The sequence below is a fragment of the Tateyamaria omphalii genome, assembly GCF_014651375.1.
Lineage (GTDB): Bacteria > Pseudomonadota > Alphaproteobacteria > Rhodobacterales > Rhodobacteraceae > Tateyamaria > Tateyamaria omphalii.
Genome location: NZ_BMWT01000002.1, coordinates 804,860 through 825,290 on the forward strand (window position 1 = coordinate 804,860; position 20,431 = coordinate 825,290).

The 20,431-nt window shown below is 60.6% G+C and carries 16 protein-coding genes; 12 read left to right on the forward strand and 4 right to left on the reverse strand.

Translation table 11 applies throughout. The features are described 5' to 3' along the window. Positions 1 to 25: 25 nt before the first annotated feature. The 10 genes from IE087_RS09615 (at position 26) to IE087_RS09660 (ending at position 8,666) form a co-directional block, all read left to right on the forward strand. Positions 26 to 1,576 carry a sugar ABC transporter ATP-binding protein gene (locus IE087_RS09615; protein ID WP_189369087.1) on the forward strand — a complete coding sequence of 517 codons (1,551 nt, stop codon included), beginning with the start codon at positions 26 to 28 and terminating at the stop codon, positions 1,574 to 1,576. Continuing rightward, on the forward strand, positions 1,570 to 2,553 hold the full coding sequence (locus tag IE087_RS09620) for an ABC transporter permease (protein ID WP_189369088.1): 984 nt from the start codon (positions 1,570 to 1,572) through the stop codon (positions 2,551 to 2,553). The genes IE087_RS09615 and IE087_RS09620 overlap by 7 nt, the downstream gene beginning before the upstream one ends. Further along, positions 2,550 to 3,533 (forward strand): ABC transporter permease, encoded by a 984-nt coding sequence (locus IE087_RS09625; protein WP_189369089.1) that lies wholly within the window; start codon positions 2,550 to 2,552, stop codon positions 3,531 to 3,533. Before IE087_RS09620 ends, IE087_RS09625 begins: the two co-directional genes overlap by 4 nt. Further along, positions 3,534 to 3,848, forward strand: a complete 315-nt coding sequence (gene rhaM, locus IE087_RS09630) for an L-rhamnose mutarotase (protein WP_189369090.1) — start codon at positions 3,534 to 3,536, stop codon at positions 3,846 to 3,848. Beyond that, entirely contained in the window at positions 3,845 to 5,215 is a 1,371-nt protein-coding gene (locus tag IE087_RS09635) for an FGGY-family carbohydrate kinase (RefSeq protein WP_189369091.1), read from the forward strand. Before rhaM ends, IE087_RS09635 begins: the two co-directional genes overlap by 4 nt. 161 nt (positions 5,216 to 5,376) lie before the next feature. Continuing rightward, complete coding sequence (locus tag IE087_RS09640) at positions 5,377 to 5,796, forward strand: hypothetical protein (RefSeq protein WP_189369092.1); 420 nt, start codon at positions 5,377 to 5,379, stop codon at positions 5,794 to 5,796. Next, the gene (locus IE087_RS09645; protein WP_189369093.1) at positions 5,793 to 6,914 is read left to right on the forward strand and encodes a TFIIB-type zinc ribbon-containing protein; all 1,122 of its coding nucleotides are present in this window, start codon (positions 5,793 to 5,795) and stop codon (positions 6,912 to 6,914) included. Before IE087_RS09640 ends, IE087_RS09645 begins: the two co-directional genes overlap by 4 nt. Continuing rightward, positions 6,911 to 7,582 (forward strand): nitroreductase, encoded by a 672-nt coding sequence (locus tag IE087_RS09650; RefSeq protein WP_189369094.1) that lies wholly within the window; start codon positions 6,911 to 6,913, stop codon positions 7,580 to 7,582. The genes IE087_RS09645 and IE087_RS09650 overlap by 4 nt, the downstream gene beginning before the upstream one ends. Continuing rightward, positions 7,579 to 8,025 carry a D-aminoacyl-tRNA deacylase gene (dtd, locus tag IE087_RS09655; protein WP_189369095.1) on the forward strand — a complete coding sequence of 149 codons (447 nt, stop codon included), beginning with the start codon at positions 7,579 to 7,581 and terminating at the stop codon, positions 8,023 to 8,025. The genes IE087_RS09650 and dtd overlap by 4 nt, the downstream gene beginning before the upstream one ends. 107 nt (positions 8,026 to 8,132) lie before the next feature. Next, positions 8,133 to 8,666, forward strand: coding sequence for an SMI1/KNR4 family protein (locus IE087_RS09660; RefSeq protein ID WP_189369096.1), 534 nt, complete (start codon positions 8,133 to 8,135; stop codon positions 8,664 to 8,666). A gap of 46 nt (positions 8,667 to 8,712) precedes the next feature. Here the strand turns inward: IE087_RS09660 and IE087_RS09665 are convergent, their stop codons facing one another. The 4 genes from IE087_RS09665 to IE087_RS09680 all read right to left on the reverse strand — a co-directional run bounded on the left by IE087_RS09665 (position 8,713) and on the right by IE087_RS09680 (position 16,779). After that, the gene (locus tag IE087_RS09665; RefSeq protein ID WP_189369097.1) at positions 8,713 to 9,894 is read right to left on the reverse strand and encodes an HlyD family type I secretion periplasmic adaptor subunit; all 1,182 of its coding nucleotides are present in this window, start codon (positions 9,892 to 9,894) and stop codon (positions 8,713 to 8,715) included. Continuing rightward, the gene (locus IE087_RS09670; RefSeq protein ID WP_189369098.1) at positions 9,891 to 12,125 is read right to left on the reverse strand and encodes an ATP-binding cassette domain-containing protein; all 2,235 of its coding nucleotides are present in this window, start codon (positions 12,123 to 12,125) and stop codon (positions 9,891 to 9,893) included. The genes IE087_RS09665 and IE087_RS09670 overlap by 4 nt, the downstream gene beginning before the upstream one ends. Continuing rightward, on the reverse strand, positions 12,122 to 13,459 hold the full coding sequence (locus tag IE087_RS09675) for a TolC family protein (protein ID WP_189369099.1): 1,338 nt from the start codon (positions 13,457 to 13,459) through the stop codon (positions 12,122 to 12,124). Before IE087_RS09675 ends, IE087_RS09670 begins: the two co-directional genes overlap by 4 nt. Before the next feature lie 143 nt (positions 13,460 to 13,602). Next, positions 13,603 to 16,779 carry an Ig-like domain-containing protein gene (locus IE087_RS09680; protein ID WP_189369100.1) on the reverse strand — a complete coding sequence of 1,059 codons (3,177 nt, stop codon included), beginning with the start codon at positions 16,777 to 16,779 and terminating at the stop codon, positions 13,603 to 13,605. Positions 16,780 to 16,999: 220 nt separating this feature from the next. On the opposite strand from IE087_RS09680, the gene IE087_RS09685 reads away from it, so the two are divergent. Both IE087_RS09685 and IE087_RS09690 read left to right on the forward strand, forming a co-directional pair. Beyond that, the gene (locus tag IE087_RS09685) at positions 17,000 to 18,100 is read left to right on the forward strand and encodes a glycerate kinase type-2 family protein (protein WP_189369101.1); all 1,101 of its coding nucleotides are present in this window, start codon (positions 17,000 to 17,002) and stop codon (positions 18,098 to 18,100) included. 309 nt (positions 18,101 to 18,409) lie between these two features. Then, complete coding sequence (locus IE087_RS09690; RefSeq protein ID WP_189369102.1) at positions 18,410 to 20,362, forward strand: CocE/NonD family hydrolase; 1,953 nt, start codon at positions 18,410 to 18,412, stop codon at positions 20,360 to 20,362. The last annotated feature ends 69 nt before the right edge of the window (positions 20,363 to 20,431 follow it).

Below are 20,431 nucleotides of genomic sequence, written 5' to 3' on the forward strand. Positions count from 1 at the left end.
CATTTTCCGGCGGAACCAAGACCCGATGCTGATGCAATCAGAAACCGATCTTTCCGGTCCGTCTGACGACACCGCCGTTCCGGTCATCGCGCTCAACGGCGTGACCAAGCTGTTTCCGGGAGTCAAAGCGCTGTCCGAGGTATCGCTGCACCTCTACCCGGGTCAGGTGACAGCCCTCGTCGGCGAAAACGGCGCGGGCAAGTCCACAGTGGTCAAGATCCTGACGGGCATCTACCAGCCGGACGGGGGCACGATCACCCTCGATGGTACACCCTTCGCTTTTCCGACGCCGCAAGCCGCCGGGGTCGCAGGCGTCACCGCCATTCACCAAGAAACCGTGCTGTTTGACGAGTTGTCGGTGGCCGAAAACATCTTTCTCGGCCACGCGCCCCGCAGTCGGTTAGGCCTGATCGACACCGCCGCTATGGTGGACCAGGCGGCTGGCATCCTACGCGACATCGGCGCGGCGATTGATCCGGCGCACAAGCTCAAGGACCTCGGCATCGCCAACAAGCACCTTGTGGCCATCGCGCGCGCTTTGTCCATCGACGCACGCGTTGTGATCATGGATGAACCCACCGCTGCCCTCAGTCAGAACGAAATCGAAGAGCTTTACACGCTTGTCGAAACGCTCAAGGCGCAGGGCAAGGCCATCCTCTTCATCAGCCACAAATTTGATGAGATTTTCCGCATCGCAGATCGCTACTCGGTCTTCCGAGATGGCGAGTTGGTTGGGGACGGAGAGATCAGCGCCGTCACCGAAGCCGAACTGGTCAAGATGATGGTGGGTCGGGACGTCAGCCAGATTTTCCCGACACGCACGCCACAAATAGGTGACGAGGTTCTCGCGGTCAAAGGCTACACGCACCCGACCGAATTCGCCGACATCACCTTTGATCTACACCGTGGTGAAATCCTTGGGTTCTATGGCCTTGTGGGGGCCGGACGGTCTGAATTCATGCAGGCGCTGTTCGGGATCACCCGCCGCTCTGGCGGAACGGCCACCATCAATGGGGCATCCGTAAGCATCCGCTCTCCCGCCGATGCGGTTGCCAACGGCATTGTCTATGTTCCCGAGGATCGCGGCAGACAGGGGGCCATCGGCGCGCTGCCCATTTTCCAAAACGTCACCCTGCCCTCTCTGGGACGCACATCCCGCTCAGGATTTTTGCGCCTTGCCGAAGAGTTCAAGCTCGCCCGCGAATACACCGAGCGGCTCGACCTGCGCGCAGCCTCCCTCGACACGCCTGTGGGCAACCTGTCCGGCGGCAACCAGCAAAAGGTCGTGATCGCCAAATGGCTCGCCACGCAGCCCAAGGTCATCATTCTGGACGAACCCACCAAGGGGGTCGACATCGGATCGAAGGCGGCTGTGCATGCCTTCATGGCTGAGCTGGCCGCTCAAGGGCTTGCTGTCATCATGGTCAGTTCCGAAATACCCGAAGTCCTCGGCATGTCGGATCGCGTGATCGTCATGCGCGAGGGACGGATGGCGGCGGAGCTTGGCGCCGATGAGATGACCCCAGAAACGCTGGTGCGCCATGCCGCGGGGATCACGGGGACGCCGCCATGCTGAAACGTCTACTTACCTCGCGCGAGGCCCTGTTGGCGGCGGCGATCATTCTGTTGCTGGCCGTCATCTCCACGCGGTTCCCCGCCTTTGTGTCACCGCAGAACCTTGGCAATGTGTTCAACGACACGTCCCCACTGATACTTTTGGCAATCGGGCAAATGATCGTCATCCTGACCAAGTGCATCGACCTGAGCGTCGCCGCCAACCTCGCCCTAACGGGAATGGTCCTGGCCATGCTCAACGTCGCCATGCCCGGCCTGCCCGTTCCGATCATCATCGCAATCGCCATTTCGCTGGGGGCGGTGCTGGGTATGGTGAACGGCATCCTTGTCTGGAAACTCGCCATACCGCCCATCGTCGTGACACTTGGTACGATGACGATTTTCCGCGGCCTGATCTTCGTGATCTCCGATGGGAAATGGGTGAACAGTCACGAGATTGGCGAAGGATTCAAGGCCTTCACCCGCGCCGCGTTCCTCGGCCTGCCGACCATGAGTTGGATCGCAATCCTCGCCGTCCTTTTGTTTTCCATCGTCATGGCACGCACGACGCTGGGCCGGTCCTTCTATGCCGCAGGCGGCAATCCCCATGCCGCGACCTATGCAGGCATCGATGTCGGCCGCACGCAGTTCTGGGCCTTCACCATCTCCGGCGCACTTGCGGGGCTGACCGGGTATCTTTGGGTGTCACGCTACGCGGTGGCCTATGTCGATCTTGCGGGCGGGTTCGAATTGGATGTTGTCGCCGCCTGCGTGATCGGCGGCGTTGCGATCATGGGCGGGATCGGAACAGTGATGGGGGCCATGCTGGGCGCGCTGTTCCTCGGAGTCATCAAGAACGCGCTGCCAGTCGTAGATATCTCGCCCTTCTGGCAACTCGCCATCTCGGGCGGTGCAATCATCATCGCAGTGGCGCTCAATTCGCAGGCCAACCGGGAAAAGGGGCGGATCATCCTGAAACGCGCCGAGCATGCCACATGACTGACAGAACGCGCGTCATACCGGACCGGCTGCAATCGCCTCTCGAACGGCACCTGAAAAGTTGGGAAAGCTTGCTGATCCTTGTGGCCGTTGCCGTGTTCGTCGCCAACAGCTTTGCGTCCCCCTATTTCCTCAACGCCTGGAACCTCAGCGACGCGACCTTCAACTTCACCGAAAAGGCGATGATCGCCTTTGCCATGGCGCTGCTGATCATCTCTGGCGAGATTGATCTGAGCGTTGCGTCGATCATCGCGCTGGCGTCAACCGCCATGGGGGCCGCCGTTCAGTTCGGAGTCGATACACCGGGGCTTGTTCTGATCGGGCTTGGCGTCGGACTGATCTGCGGGGCCTTCAACGGTTTTCTCGTGACGGTGATGGGCCTCCCCTCGATCGTTGTAACCATCGGCACGATGAGCCTGTTTCGCGGCATCAGCTACATCGTGTTGGGCGATCAAGCCTATCGTGGCTATCCATCCGACTTCGCCTTTTTTGGGCAAGGCTACGTGTTCTGGGTGATCTCGTTTGAATTTGTGCTGTTTGCCATTCTAGCCCTGATCCACGCCATCCTGCTGCACAAGACGAATTTCGGGCGGGCCGTCTACGCAATCGGGAACAACCCGACCGGCGCGCTGTTTTCTGGCATTCGCGTCGCCCGTGTGAAATTTATCCTGTTCCTGCTGACCGGCCTGATGTCCGGCATCGCAGCGATCTGCCTGACCTCCCGCCTCGGCTCGACACGACCCTCCATCGCCTTTGGGTGGGAGCTTGAGATTGTCACCATGGTCGTGCTGGGCGGCGTCAGCATCCTTGGCGGGTCGGGTTCCATTGTCGGCGTGGTGATCGCGGCCTTTGTCATGGGGCTGGTGACCTTTGGACTGGGCCTGCTGAACGTGCCGGGGATCGTGATGTCCATCGTGATTGGTGCACTGCTGATCTCTGTCATCGCGCTGCCACGGCTCTGGCAGAAATGGAGGGGGTGAATGGAAAAGTACGCCTTCAGAATGCATCTGAACCCCGGTTGCCGGGATGAGTACATCAAACGGCACGACGCGATCTGGCCGGAACTGGTCGCCCTGCTGAAAGAGGCAGGTGTCTCGGACTATTCGATCCATCTGGATGAAGAGACGCACTGCCTCTTCGGCGTTCTCTGGCGCACGGAGGATCACGGAATGGATGCCCTGCCCGCCCATGAGATCATGCAGCGATGGTGGGCGCATATGGCGGACATCATGGACACACATGCCGACAGCGCACCGGTCGCAGTGCCTCTGACACCCGTGTTTCATATGCCATGAGCCACGTTGCCGTTATCGACATCGGCAAGACCAACGCCAAGCTGGCCCTTGTCGACCTCGACACCCTGACAGAACGCGCCGTGATGACGCGCCCGAACACCGTGATCCCCAGGCCGCCCTGGCCGCATTTCGACGTGGATGGGCACTGGAGCTTTCTGCTCAATGGCCTTGCAAGGTTCCACGCGACGCACCGCGTTGACGCGATCTCGATAACGACCCACGGCGCAGCTATTGCCCTGATTGGACACGACGGCCTACTCGCCGCGCCCATCCTTGACTACGAACACACCGGACCGGAATTATTGGATGAGGCCTATACAGCAATCCGTCCCTTTTTTGCTGAAACAGGTACCCCCCGATTGGCCGGAGGACTAAACATCGGCGCGCAACTGTTCTGGCAGTTCGAGACTGATCGGGGGCTAAAGGCACGCACGCATCACATCGTGACCTATCCACAGTATTGGGGCTATCGGCTGACGGGCGTTGCGGCGACTGATGTCACGTCTTTGGGGTGCCACACCGATCTTTGGAATCCGTTCAAAGGACAGCCATCATCCTTGGTCGCGCGGCTTGGGATCGAAGGGCAACTCGCCTCCACCCGCAATCCGGACGCGGTGCTTGGATCGCTCGCGCCCGACATCGCGCAACAAACCGGCCTGCCCTTGGACACACCCGTCTATTGCGGCATCCACGATTCAAATGCCTCACTTCTGGCCCATCTGGTGGCACGCAGCCCACCGTTCAGCGTTGTCTCAACCGGCACCTGGGTGATCTGCATGGCCATCGGCGGGCGCGCGATCACACTCGACCCCACCAAGGATACGCTAGTCAACGTGAACGCCTTTGGCGATCCGGTGCCATCGGCTCGCTTTATGGGCGGGCGTGAACACGACCTTCTGGTGCAGGGCCATAGCGTCGAGCCAAACGACACCGATGTCGCAACAGCGTTAAACGATGGCCCGATGCTACAGCCTGCCGCTGTATCCGATACGGGCCCGTTCCAGGGCATGTCAGCCCGCTGGATCGGCACAGAGCCTCCGCCCGGCACAGGCCTCCGCACCGCCTGCGTCAGCTTCTACCTCGCGCTGGTCACTTCACGATGCCTCACACTGATCGGTCACATGGGACCAGTGTTTGTCGAAGGTCCGTTTGCAAGAAACGCCAGCTACCTCAAAATGCTGGCCTCAGCGACCGGCACAACCGTGCACGCCATGACAAGCGCAACAGGCACCAGCGAAGGGGCCGCCCTATTGGCCCGTATGGCCACTGGCCGAACCGGGACCCCACAGACAGAACCCGTCGTATCCTCCTCCGATGATCACGCCGCTTACGCCGGCAGATGGTCAGACCTTGTCGACCAACAGTAAGTCGGTAACTCAAGGCCCCTATCGCAAAGGTCCCGCATCAACTTTTGCTGAGACAACTCTGCTTGCATGTAGCGTTCCTGATCAGGCGGCAGTACGCTGGCCGCAAAACACCGAACGGTTGATGGCACCGCCCACACACCGTTCCACTTGAAGGAACAGACATGCGCCGAAAGGCCACGATTGCGCTTCACTGGCTCACCTTGGTGCTGCTGATCCTGCTGGTCGCAGGCGGGCCAATCCCCGTCATTGCATGGGCCTTTGCCCTGTCCGGCCTCACCATGTGCCTGCTGGCCCTGGCCCAAGGGTTGATGAACGGTCCCGGCCCGAAACTCGAAGGGGCGATGCGCAGCGCACATCCATGGCTCAGCCGCGCCATGTACGCAGCGCTCGGCATCGTGACCGCACTGACCGCGTGGTCGCAGCTGGGCGGCACATGGTCAGGTCCCTCCCTGCCCGACCTCTATTTCTACCTCATGTCAGCCTCTTCCCTGCACGCGATCTTTCACCTCTGGCGACACACGGCGCTTGGCGATGGGGCGTTGCACCGAATGACACCAACATCCACGCACAAACTGCTATGACCGATCTTCACGACCTGAGTGGCCCCGCCGGCCTCGCCGACCACCGCTTTCCTTGTGACAATTGCGGCGCGGACTTCCGCTTTGATCCGGGTGCCGGACAACTTGTCTGCGACCATTGCGGCAACACGGCACAGATGGACAGCGACGCCCCCCGGACAATCGCACCGATCGCCGAACTGGACTACCGTGCCGCTCTCAATGCCGACCTGCCGGCGGCAGAGATCGAGGAAACCCGCGTCTCAACCTGCCCCAACTGCGCGGCACAGGTCGAATTCAACGCCGATATCCACGCCACCGAATGCCCGTTCTGCGCCACGCCCGTTGTAACCGACACCGGCGCGCACCAGCATATCAAACCACGCGGCGTGCTGCCTTTTGCGATGACCGAGGCACAGGCGCGCAAGGCCATGACCGACTGGCTGGGCGGGCTGTGGTTTGCCCCAAACGGGCTGCAGGAATACGCCCGCAAAGGCCGCGCGATGCAAGGCATCTACGTGCCCTACTGGACCTTCGACGCCGACACGCGCAGCGCCTATACCGGCGAACGCGGCACCGTCTATCACGAAACCAAAACCATTATGCGTGATGGCAAGCGCCAACAGGTGCGCGTGGCCAAAGTGCGCTGGCGGCGCACACGGGGCAAGGTTGCACGCTTCTTCGATGACGTGCTCGTGCTGGCCTCCAAATCCCTGCCCAAACGCTTCACGGATGCGCTTGAACCATGGGACCTCAGCGCGCTTGAACCCTATGCACCCGAGTTCCTGGCCGGGTTCCGCGCCGAAGGCTACGCCATCGAGTTGGAAGAAGGGTTTGAAGAGGCGCGCGCGCGCATGGACCGTATCATCGCGCGGGATGTGAAGTTTGACATCGGCGGTGACCGACAGCGCATCCACTCCATCGACACGAAACTGGGCGCAGTCACCTTCAAGCATATCCTTCTGCCGGTCTGGCTGGCCGCCTACAAGTATCGCGGTGAAACCTACCGCTTCGTCGTCAACGGCCGCACGGGTCGGGTGCAGGGCGAACGGCCATGGTCCGCGGGCAAGATCGCTCTTGCCGTGCTTGTGGGTCTGATCGTGGCGGCAGCTGTCGGCGCAGTGGTGGCCCTCCAGCAATGACCCAATACGATACCCTGACCGACATTCTGTCGGCCCGCTTTTCCTGCCGCGCCTTTCTGGCAGACCCGGTGCCGCAAGACACAGTTGCCCGGATCGTCTCTGCCGCGCAGAAGGTGCCAAGCTGGTGCAACGCGCAGCCGTGGCAGTTGATCGTCACGTCGGCGCAAGAAACAGACCGGTTCCGCGATGCGCTCTACGCCGCGGCCAGCACAACCGCCCCGGCCCCCGACATGACCTGGCCCGAAGGATACCCGGATGTCTATGGCGACCGCCGCCGCGCCTGTGGCTTCCAGCTTTATGATGCGGTCGGGATCGAAAAGGGGGACCGCGCCGCCTCTGCCCGTCAGATGATGGAAAACTACCGCCTGTTCGGCGCACCGCACGTCGCCATCGTGACCAGCCCCAACGTGCTGGGCCCGTACGGCGCCATGGACACAGGCGGCTTTGTCACGGCCTTCTGCCTTGCCGCACAGGCCTTGGGCGTGGCTACGATCCCGCAGGCCGCCATCGCCGCCCAGGCCCCCTTTGTGCGCAACCATTTCGACATTCCCGAAGACCGCCAAATCCTCTGCGCCGTCTCCTTCGGCTATGCAGACCCGGACCACCCGGCCAACAGCTTCCGCACCGACCGCGCGGACGTGTCCGATGTCATGAAGTGGAAGGTATGAGGGCGCTTCTTCAGCGCGTGACCGAAGCCTCGGTCACTGTGGAAGGGGAAACGGTTGGCCAATGCGGCCCGGGCCTCCTGATCCTCGTCTGCGCCATGCCCGGCGACACCTATGACACGGCCAAGGCGCTTGCGACCAAAGTGTCTAAACTCCGGCTGTTCAAAGACGACGCGGGCAAAATGAACCTGTCGATCCTGCAAACGGGCGGCAGCGCCCTGGTAGTCAGCCAGTTCACGCTGGCGGCAGACACGTCACGCGGCAACCGCCCCGGATTTTCAGGTGCGGCCAAACCGGAGGAAGCCGAAACGCTCTACCTGCAATTTGCACACGCGCTGCGCGATCTTGGGGTGACGGCGGAGACCGGGCAATTCGGTGCAGAGATGTCTGTGGCACTGACGAACGATGGGCCGTTAACAATTTGGCTGGATACGGAAGCAGGTTAGATTGCAAACGGCTCCGGTGGGGACGGAACGGATACGGATCGCTTGAACCATTACCACTTTCTTGTGGTGTGTCACGGGCATGTTTTTTAGCTGAAGGGGTTTGTCGGATGAAGGTGTTTGGTGATTTCGAACTAAGCAAGTTTTGGTCTGGTGGCGACTATGAACGTGACAATTACATCGGCGCGCCGTTGCAAACCGAGTTACTCGCGTCTGTCGAACGCGAACTAGGGTATCAACTCCCCAAGAGCTATATTGAGCTGATGAGTGTTCAAAATGGTGGAATACCCAACAACACATGCCACAAAACCGCTACAGAAACATCTTGGGCAGACGATCATATCGCAATAACGGGAATTTCCGCGATAGATCGGACACCAGTTTATTCACTGTGTGGAGAATTGGGCAGCCGGTTCATGATAGAGGAATGGGGTTACCCACCGATAGGTGTTTACTTTGCCGACTGCCCTTCGGCTGGTCATGACATGCTTTGCCTCGACTATAGGAATGCTGACGACCGTAAGGAGCCGAATGTTGTTCATGTTGATCAAGACAGCGACTTTAAGATCACCTTCATAGCCCCCAACTTTGAACTTTTTGTAAGAGGCCTAAGTCATAAAGATACGTTTCCGTTCGAGGATTGAAGCGCTCGTCAAGGATGGTGCGATTGGGCTTCAAACGCTCTCAACCCTAAGGCTCCCGAAACGCCTCACGCGACTTGTAAAGCGGCTTCATTAAATACTGCAGCACCGTCTTCGACCCGGTGTGCAACTCCACCTCTGCCTGCATGCCCGGCCGGATAGATACCGATTTTTGCCGCTCCGTGAGCGCCGACATATCAACACGCACCGTCACCTTGTAGTGAGGATCACCATCCGGTTTGCGTTCGTCCTTGAACGTGTCGGCCGAGATCAGTTTCACCTCGCCCTTCAACGCCCCATAGATCGTGTAGTCATAGGCGCTCAGCTTCACACTCGCCTCCTGCCCCGGACGCACGCCCGCGATGTCCTTGGGCGACACCCGCGCCTCGACAAACAGTTCTTCGTCCAACGGAATGATCTGCAGGATTTCCTCTCCCGGACGCACGACGCCACCAATGGTGGTGACGCTCAAGTTGTTCACAATCCCCCGCATCGGGCTGACCAGCACGGTCCGGTTCAACTGGTCCTGCGCCGACTTGTAGGTCTGGCGCAGCGTTCCCAGCTCTTTCAACGTGTCGGAATAGGCCTGCGCCCGTTCCAGCTCGGTCTGGGTGATGATCTCGTCCAGCTTGATCCGGGCATCCGCATGGGCCTTGCGCGCCCGCGTCACCTCGATCAGCGCCACGATCTTGCGCTCCAGCAGGTCTTCCAACAGCGCGCGTTCTTTCGCCGCCTGATCCAGCACCCTCTGCGCGCCGTCACGACGGCTCAGGAAATCGGTCTGACGGGCGTTCAACAGCGACCGTTCCGAGGCGACAAGCCCCGGCATCTGCCGTTCCAGCCCGCCGGGCACGGCAAAGTCAAACTGCCCCGCCAACTCGGCCTCAAGCCGCAACTGGCGTACAGCCAGCGCTGTGATCTGGTCCTGCAAATCGTCGGCCTGTGATTGGAACTGCGTGCCCTGCAAGCGCGCCAACACATCGCCACGCTCGACAATATCGCCCTCGGCCACGGCCAGCTCCGCCAGAATACCGCCTTCAAGGTTTTGAATGATCTGCGGGCGCGAGGATGAAATCATCTCGCCCGAGCCGCGCACGATCTCGTCAACCCACGCAAAAGCCGCCCATAAAACGAACACAAGAACGGCACCTGCGCTCAGCCACACCACCAGCGATGGGCCGCGCATATCGGCCTCAAGCTCTCCGCTCAGGTTGGTCTGCGCGATGCTCATGCGATCTTGCCCTTTAGCGGTACGGTCTTGCCGATATGGCTTAGTACCTCATCCCGCGGGCCATCCACGGCCATACGTCCGTTCTGCAGGATCAGCGTGCGGTTGGTCAGCGACAGGATCGGCACCCGGTGGGTCGCGATGATAGCCGTACGGCCCTGCATCCAGGTCTCCAAGCGGCTGACCAGCGTGCTTTCCAACGTCTGATCCAGCGCCGCCGTCGGTTCATCCAGCAGACAAATGGCCGGGTCCTGCAACCATAGCCGCGCCCAACCGATCGACTGGCGTTGCCCGATGCTCAGGCCCTGCCCGCCATCCAGAATTTCCAGATCCAGCCCCCTGTGATGCCCTTTTACAAACGGCCCCAGTCCGGCAAAATCCAATGCGGCATAAAGGCGGTCATCGTCCCGCTCCAACAGCGTCAGGTTCAGATTGTCCCGCAACGTGCCCGAGAACAGGCGCACATCCTGCCCAAGATAGCCAATCAACCGGCGCAGGTCGCGCGGCTCAATCTGGGCCATATCCGTGCCGTCGATCAGCACCCGCCCCTTGCTGGGCGCATAGACACCCGAGAGCAGCTTCAAGAGCGATGACTTGCCCGCCCCGTTCGCGCCCATGATCGCAACACGCTGGCCGGGCATGATCTGCGCCCCCGGAATGTCCAACGTCGGCGCGCCATCTTCTTCGTATTGAAACTGTACCTCGCGCAGCTCGAAATGCCCTTTCAGGCTGTCGCGGCGCAGATAGGTGCGGCTTTCATCGACATCCTGCGGCGCCTCAGCAATAGCATCCAGACCATCCAAAGCCGCCTTCACATTGCCCCACCGCGCCATGGTCCCCGCCAGTTGCGTCAGCGGCGCCAAGGTGCGCGAGGTCAGAATACCCACGGCGATGATCGACCCAACGGTGAACTGCCCGGCAAAGACCAGATAGGTGCCCGCAATCACCGCAGCGACATAGGTCATCTGCTGCATGCCTTGTGACCAGAACGTCAGCACAGATGCCAACCGCCGCTGCTCGGAGGACTTCATGGCGCTCAGTGTCGTCAGCTCCTGCCACAACCGCATGACTCGATCCTCGGCGCGCTGCGTCTTGACCGTATCGCGTTCAAAGATCGCCTCGTGCAGCAGGCGCGAGGACTTGGCAGACGCGCCCTGTGTCTCTTGCGTGAGCCGCAGCATCCGCTTTTGCAGGAAGAACCCGGGCACCACCATCAAGATACCGCCAAAGATCAACACCCACACAACAGGCCCCGCAATAGAGGCCACCAAAAGCAGGAAGACGAAGATGAACGGAATGTCCGCGATGGTCCCAATCGTGGACGCGGTAAAAAACTCACGCACCGAGCCGAACTCGCGCATCGCCGAAAAGGTCATCGACGGCGACTGGCCACGCAGATCAGAACGCATACCCATCACGCGCCGCATCAACAGGGTCAGCACCGACAATTCGATCTGCCGCCCGGCTCCATCCATCAAACGCGCCCGTGCAATCTTGATGAACGCTTCAAGCAGAAGCGCCAGACAGGCCCCTGCCGCCAGCACCCACAACGTCGCTTCGGACTGGTGCGGGATCACCCGGTCATAAACCTGCAAGGAAAATAGGGCCACTGCGACAGCCAGCAGGTTGGCCACGAAAGACCCAAGCGCCACCTCTGCCAACGCCTTGCGAAAGCGCGGGAACTGGCCCCAGAACCAGTGGTTCGTCACCCTGAATGTCTTGTGCATCTCGGCCACATGTTCAAGCGGCGCCTCGGCCTTGACCAGCAAACCGGCAAAAAAGGGCGAGAACTCTGCCAACGGCACATGGGCGCGATTGTCGGGACATGTCTTGTCAAAGATGACCAGATCATCCCGGTCCTGCCCGACTACCAAAACCACCTGACCGCTTGTCATATAGGCCAGTGCGGGCCAGTGATCAGGCGTCAGCGCGCCGACAGACTGCACCTGCGCCCGCAAGCCCGCCCCCTGCAAACAGGTTGCAATGGCGCTGGCCTCAACCTTGTCGCTGGCCCCCTCCCGTGCCTGCAACATAAGCGTTTCAAACACGTCAGACCGGGCCGAGGACACGCCCAGCAAACCGGCATAGGCAACCGCCATATCCGCCCGCGCGTTTAGCCGATCCGTCAACCGGTTGGTGTTGTCCGCACGCGGGACCTTCTTGACCGGGGCCGCCTTGATCTGGGCGCGGTTTCCATTGGTGATGGTCAGGGTAAAGGGCCGCTTGTCGGTCAAATCTGCTCTCCATCGGCAAGCACACCCTGCACGCGGGCCAATTCGACCTGCAGCCTGATGGCTTCGTATTTCAGCAGCACTTCCGACACCTGGCGTGCGGCAAAGCTTTCATAGACGCCCACCACGTCCATGACCTGCCGCTGCCCGGCCTGATGTTGGTCCTGGAACAGATCCAGGTTCGTCTTGGCCTGCGCGGTCAATCCGCGCGCCTCACTGGCTTGACGGGCGGTCGCAGCAACCTCTCCCTCAAGCCGTCGCAATGTGCGGTTGGCATCTTCATTCGCCTGCGCGACCTGACGGCCAGCAGCTTCTCTGGCGGCCTCAATCGCCCGCAGGCGCGCACCGGTGCCAAGGCCAAGCGACATGCCCCCTGCCGTGATACCCGTCCCACTGTTTTCTCCAACGGTGGCCTGCGCGCTGATGCCCGGCAATTGGCTGGCCCGATCAATCTGGGCCTGCGCGATGCTGCGCTCTTTTTCAGCCTCGGCCCGCGTGACGGCCAAGGGCTGCGCGGCAGTCCCCCCAACGGTCAAAGGCGCCAGCCCCCGCACATCATCCAGTGGCTGGATCGACATGGCGTTCAGTTCGGCAATGGCCGTGGCCGCGGCTTCATCGCTGGCGGCAATGGCGGCCCGGATTTCTGCCAGTTTCTGGTGGATCACGTTCAGGTCGGACATATCCGACACACCACCCCGAACACGCTCGGACATGATGTATTCAAAATGCTCCATCTCGCGCAGGGTCGCGCGGTGGACAGCAGCGCTTTCACGCGCCTCAACAGCGTTCAGATACAGGCCAAGACCCGTCGCGACACGCGCGTTGGTGTCTTCGGCCAGCGCCACAGCAGCCACTTCGACATCGGCCTTGGCAAAGGCGCGTTCACCCTTCTTGCGGCCATTGTCGAAAATCACCTGATCCACAACGATTTGCGTGATGACATCGCCCAGTGAATTCAAAGACACACGCGGTCCGACAGTCGGCAACCAGTTCTTGGATGCGGCAGAGGCGCGCAAACGTGCAGCACGCAATTCGGTTTCAGCGGCGCGCGCGTTGGCGGCCAGTACAGATGTCGCAACGGTGTCATAAGCGCTGCCGTCGGGCAGCACGGACTGGCGGACCAGCAGGCCCTGGATCACGGGGCTTTCCGTGTTCAGCGTCTCATCATGTTTGGTTGGCGTCGCGCGCAACGCCGCGTGCGACACAGGGGCCGCGTTGTCCCCCGCACCCGTGTTCAACCGGGACACAAAGGGCACCTCGCCCAAATCCCTCGTACACCCCGCAGTCAGCGAGACGGCGGCGAAAAGCGCCGCAAACTTGATACCACCTTGCCCCATAGTCCTGTCCCGTTTCGGGTTTTTATCGTTGGGTTGTGTGGGCGCGGTTACGGAACCCGGTCCGCGCCTCATATCATTCTGGAGTGTGCTCGATTGTTTTTGTAGTTGCTCTTGCCCAGTGAAAATCTCGTTTTGTCAGTGCCCTAGACGACGCCCGTGTTGACCGCGATGTCGTCGTCCAGAATGATCGTGCCCTCGGTGCCGAGGCTATAAACATCGTAAGCCTGCCCATCGACGGTGGTCGATCCGGTGCGTGTGGCCCCTGCGATGGTCACGGTATCGTCGCTGCCGCCATGAATGGTCAGCGTATTGGTGCTGTCCGACAGGCCCAGAAGTTGGGCCTCGGTAATGGTCAGGTTGGCCTCTTCCGCGAATTGCAGCTCGACCGCTTCGATCTGGTAGTTGCCCAAAGCCGGGTTCCCCAAATCCACGGAGGAATTGGCGCTTTCATCGTCCAGAACCACGTAGGTGCCAACCGTGTTGCCCGCCGCATCCGCGCTGCTCACCACAAGGTGCGAGCCATCGGGTACATCGGTCTGGAACTGGAAGTTGGTTTCGCCCAGAACATCAATGTCCACCTGCGTTGCCGCAACATCCGTGACCGACCCGTCGGCATTGACTTGTGCGACGGCCAGATCACCATCGCTCTGCTCGGTCGAGATACCACGGATACCATCCGCATCCCGCGTAAAGCTGGCGATGACAGGGCCGTCGGGCGCCTCGGTGTCGATGCGTACCGTGTTGCTCAGGGTTTCGGTGTTGCCCACCGCGTCCGTCGCCATGACGGTGATGGCCGCGTCATATTCGCCGCTGGGAATGGCCGAGGGCGGAATATCCAGCGACCAGTTGCCTGCCGCATCCACGGTTGCGGCCAGAACGGTGCCGTTGAAATCAACCATCACGGTTGATCCCGGCTCGACCTGACCACCGAGGTTGATACCCTCGCGTGCCTCGGCCCCACTGACGACGTTGTCCGCCGTGACATTGTCCTGCATGTCCAGCTGGTTGACCAGCGTGTCGACCCGCAAAGTGTCTGAAACGGTCGCCACGTTGCCCGCGCGGTCCGTCGCGGTGACCGAAACGCTGGTTGTGTATTCACCCTCAGGGATCTGCGTGGCCGCAAATGGTGCCTGCCAGTTTCCGTTTGTATCCACGATGGCCTGCACTGTCTGGCTACCCAGGGTGACCATCACGGTCGATCCGGGTTCAGTCGTGCCGGTGACAACAACACCGTCGGCGCGCTCAGCGCCCGAGATCACGTTGTCGCCCTCAATCAGATCTGCCGCAACCGACAGGTTGTCGACACGCGTATCCACATGCACCGTGTCCGTCACCGTCGCCGTGTTTCCAGCGGCATCTGTTGTGGTTGCGGTGATCTGCGCATCATAGGTGCCCTGCTGCACCTCAGTCGCGCTGAAGAAGGCCTGCCAGACACCGTTTGTACCCGCCACGGCCTGATGTGTCACACCATGCAGGGTGACATTGACCAAAGCGCCGGGATCGGCTGTGCCGGACAGAACGACGCCATCGCTAGCCTCTGCCCCATTGATGATGTCATCGCCTTCAACCGGACCGTTGAGGGTCAGAACGCTGGCCTGCGTATCCACGTTGACCAACTGGGTCACACTGCTCGTGTTGCCCGCCGCATCTGTGGCGGTTGCCACCATGTCGGTGGTGTATGTCCCGCTTGGCACCTGCCCCGGCGCAAAGCTCGCGGTCCATGTGCCGTCAGCAGTCACCACAGCGTTTGTAGAAACACCACCCAAAACCACAACAACAGACGATCCGGGTTCAACAACGCCCGTGACCACTAGGCCCGACGCTGCCTCAACCGCGTTGATTGTGCCATCGCCACCTGCGGTCGACGTATAACCGAGCGCATTGACCAGCGTATCGACAGTGACGGACCCGGTGGCCGTCGCACTGTTGCCGGCTGCATCCGTCGCAACGGCAGTGACAGCAACCTCCGGCTCGCCCGCAGGGACATCGGCGGCGACAAAAACCGCAGACCAATTGCCAGCGGCATCCACCGTGGCACTGCGCGTCACGCTGCCAAAGGTAACCTCAACCGTCGATCCGGGCTGCGCTGTGCCCGTCAGGGTCACTCCATCAGATGCCTCAGCGGCGTTTATCACGCCATCCGTCTCGACTGTAGCAGTCTCCATGGTCACCGAAGCAACGGTGTCGACAACCAACGTATCGCTGACAGTCGTGCTGTTGCCAAAGGCGTCTGTCGCCACAATTGTGACCTCGGTCGAATACTCACCGTCGGCAAGTGTACCGGGCTGCCATGTGGCGGCCCAAGTGCCATCATCGGCGACAGTGACGGTCCGCATCACGCCGGCAATTGTGACGGCAACCGTGGCACCCGCTTCGCCCGTGCCTTCAAGAGTCACACCACCCGACATTTCTGAGCCATTGACGATATGACCAACGGAATCAACGCCTTCGGTCACGTCCACTTCAGGCGGGGTTGTGTCGATGACAAAAACCGGACCGGCAATTGTCGTGGTTCCACCACCCACGTGGGTGAAAAGAGCCGAAGTCTCTACCGTTCCATCCGTTGGGAAGGTGTCCCCAACAAACTCAACCGACCAAGTGCCATCACCCGCAATTGTGACGGTCTGCACCTGTCCCCCTGCTGTGACCTGCACAGTATCCCCTGGCTCTCCGGTCCCGGAGACGGTGAAACGATGGGTCGCAGTATCATCACCGCCGACATTGGTTGATGTGCCTACATTATCCACGGTTGGGTCTGCTGGTGTAACGACCGGGGTGTCACCACCTCCGCCATCGCCGCCGCCTCCACCGCCGATGATGGCCGCGCCACCAACCACAGCAGCAGCCGCTGCAGCACCACCGCCCAGAAGACCACCGCCAAGGAGGGTGGCGCCCAGCATGGACACACTTTCCTCCTCTGCGGCAGCAGCGTGTGCCACTTCCGTGCGACCCAAGTAGATCAGATCGTCCGATGGGCTCCATTTGCCCCACTGCTCAGTTGGCCCGAATTGGGCGAACAGTTCACCATCAGTGGTTTCGACAAACGCAACTTCGTTCAGATACCCATCGGCCGAAATAAACAACCGATTGGCAGCGCCAACCTCGTTGAAATAGTTCTCAAGTGTGATCTGACGCCCGTCCACAAGAGTGATGATCAGGTCATCTCCGCTGCGCTGCTGTCCTGCCAGATCCACTTGTCGCAGGTTAAAGGAAATTTCCTGCCCACTGCTCAGGGAAACTGTCGTCCCGCCATCAACGGGCACGACTCCACGCTGCAATGCGCCCGCACCATCGCGGACGACGAAATCAATCGCCTTCATCTTAGTACCACCACTCTCGCCCCAGACCGCTTTAGTACGGTTCCTTCAGGTAACGCGCCGCCGACTTTTTCTGCCGTGCTGACCACTTGTTCTGATCGCAGTGATAAGCGAATCATGATTCTAGGGCTAGAGTCTTTTTATCAACCGGTCACAATTTCCTGCGTTTCCAGATACATATTGTGTTGATTCGGACTCACTCACTGTCGAAACGAGGTCGCCAATGCCCACATCACCCGATCTTCTCAACCTCTGGTACACGGGTGTGAATGCCGTTGGCGGAGACTCCGCAGTAAGCCGAGCGATTGCCGCTGGGTACGTGGAACGCCCTGACAAGATCATTGCGGTTGGCAAGGCTGCGGTGGCCATGGCCAAAGCGGCCGTCCGGCAATGGCCAGATACACCCTGCCTGATCGTTACGAAATATGATCATGCCAAGACCGCACCGGCCGGAGCCCAAGTGATCGAGGCCGCCCATCCCGTGCCAGATGCTGCGTCCGTTGCAGCGGGGCAGACCCTGTTGGACGCTGTTCGAAACTGCGGGTCGGATAGCACCCTGCTCATGCTTGTCTCGGGAGGAGCCTCTTCCCTTGTCGAAGTGCCCGAAGACGGGATGACACTCGACGATCTTAAGGCTGAAACACAGTCGCTTCTGGCATCCGGCACGCCGATCGGGGAAATGAATGCCCACCGAACATCCCGATCACAGATTAAGGGTGGGAAATTGCTGGCTCACTTTAAAGGAGCACGGGTCACGACCCTGGCGCTTTCGGACGTGGAGGGTGACAGCCTGGCCACCATCGGCTCGGGCATTGGGGACGCCCGAAACGATGCCAGCTTCATCTTTGCGCCGCATATAATCGCCAGCAACGCCATCGCACGCGATGCGGTGGCAACTGCCAGCTCAATCCCGGTGCTGACAAACAGCGAGACCCTCTATGCCGATGTCACCGACCTTGCCCCACACCTTGGTAATGTGCTGCGGGATGCAGAGCCGGGCTTGCATATCTTTGGCGGCGAACCAGTCGTGCAATTGCCCAACAATCCCGGGATGGGTGGCCGCAACATGGCGCTAGGGCTTGCTCTGGCTCGCGAAATCGCCGGAACCCAAGGGCTGCACATCCTGGTCGCAGGTACGGATGGAACGGATGGTCCGACGGATGCTGCCGGTGCGCTAGTCGATGGAAGCACTTGGGAAGACAGCGGCGCGGACGCGTTGGCTGCAGCTGACGCATATCCCTGGCTCAAAGAGCGCGATGCGCTTGTTATCACCGGGCCTACGGGTACGAATGTCATGGACCTGCTCATCGCGTACAAGGCGTGATCCAAGGGCCGCTGCGTGACGACATTTTTAAGGGGGCTCTGCCCCCGGCCTGCGGCCTCCCCGAGGCACTTTCGGCCAGAAGAAGATAAAGGGAAGGTTTGCAACCCTCCCCCCAGGAAGAAAGGTCCCCCCTTCTCCTGGCACGGCCATCGGCGCCTCCGCCTGCACCGTATGTCTTCAATGCCCTCATTAAGGTTAACAGTCTCTTTCTTCTGGCCCGAAATACCTCGGGGGTGAGCGCGTCAGCGCGAGGGGGCTGGCCCCCTTCCCCGCTTGACAGTCTCGCGTGGCGCGGCTCACCGTGCACTCATGAAGAACACACTCCGTGAGATCGAAGAACAGCCCGATCTGGGCATCACCCTTACCGACGGCACCCGCTTGTCCGCCCGGATGTGGCGCCCTGTCGATTCCACAGATGACCCGGTGCCGGTGATCCTCGAATATCTCCCTTACCGCAAACGCGATGGGACTTGCGCCCGCGACGCACTTACACACCCCTATTTCGCCCAACGCGGCTATGCCTGTCTTCGCGTCGACATGCGCGGCAATGGCGACAGTCACGGGCTGATGGAAGATGAGTATACGCAGCAAGAACTCGACGACGCGGTCGAGGTGATCGCATGGGCTGCAGCCCAGCCGTGGTGCAACGGCAATGTCGGCATGATGGGGATCAGCTGGGGTGGCTTCAACAGTCTGCAAGTCGCAGCGATGGCCCCCGAGCCGCTGAAAGCGATCATCACACTCTGTTCAACCGTCGACCGCTTTGCGGATGACATTCACTACAAGGGCGGCTGCCTGCTGAACGAAAACCTGGGCTGGGGCGCCACGATGTGGAGCTATTCGTCCCGCGCGCCCGACCCGGCCCTGCGGCCCGATTGGCGCGAGATGTGGCTGGAGCGGTTGGAAAACGAACCGTTCCTGCCCAGCACATGGCTGCGCCACCAGGCGCGGGACGAGTATTGGAAACATGGCTCCGTTTGCGAAAGCTATGACACGATCAAAGCCAAGGTACTGGCCGTCGGTGGCTGGGGCGATGCCTACAAGAATGCCGTACCCCAGATCGTTAACAAAATTCCCGGCGCCAAAGGCATTATCGGCCCTTGGGTACATAAATATCCGCATTTCGCGGTGCCCGAGCCGCGCATCGGTTTCCTGCAGGAAGCGCTGCGCTGGTGGGATCGGTGGCTGAAAGGCATTGAAACCGGTGTCGAGGACGACCCTGACATGCGCACTTATCTTATGGACGGCGCGCGCCCGGCTACATGGTACACGAACCGACCGGGACGGTGGCTGGCGGACGCGCAAAGCGAAACACTTGTCTGGTATCTGACCAATGCGGGGCTCGATACGACCAAGGATGCATGCCAGCGGGATATTTCATCGCCACAGGATACAGGTGCTGACGCCGGTGAATACTGCGCCATCTGGCTTGGCCCCGAACTGCCCGGTGACCAACGGCGCGATGATGCACTCAGCGCAACCTTTGACAGCAAACCCATCGAATCCGACCTTTCGATCACGGGTGCCCCCGTCATACACCTGAACCTCAGCGCGGATCAGCCGGTCGCACATATCGCGGTGCGGCTGAACCATATCCACCCCGATGGGGCTGCAACGCGGATCACGTACGGCGTTCTCAACCTGGCCAACCACTTGAACCGGTCCCTTGTGCCGGGACAACGCGAAGCCATTCGCATGAATCTGGACCACATCGCTTATACTGTGCCCGCTGGCCACCGCATCCGCGTGTCGATTTCGACCGCCTATTGGCCATTGATCTGGCCCGCCCCACAATCCGCCACAGTGACGCTCCACGCCGGATCACTAGCCGTCGAGGCGCTGACCGAGGCGGGCATCTATTCATTCCAACAGCCAGAGTCAGCCGCACCATGGAAAACGGAAGAGCTCCGTCCCGAAACACATACGCGGCGCCAGGAAACAGATATGGTCACCGGTGTCACGTCGCTCGTCATCGAAGACGACTTCGGTAAGGTTCGCGACCTCGACCATGGGTTGGTCCACGAATCCATTGCTCGGGAACGCTGGGACATCCATCCAGACGATCCGTTGTCTGCAAAAGGAACCTGTCATTGGACGGATGAAATCGAACGTGACAGCATACGCTTGCGCACTGAAGCCAGTTGCTCAATGTGGTCAGACGCCAGCGACTTTCACTTGAGCGCGAAATTGGAAGCGTTTGAAAACGATGTCCGCATCTACGAACGCACGATCACAGACAAGATTCCCCGACGGAACCTGTAGCCCTTGGGCAAGGCCAGCGCTCACAATGCTGAAAACATTCCATTTTTACCCCTTGCGGGGTGTCTTCAA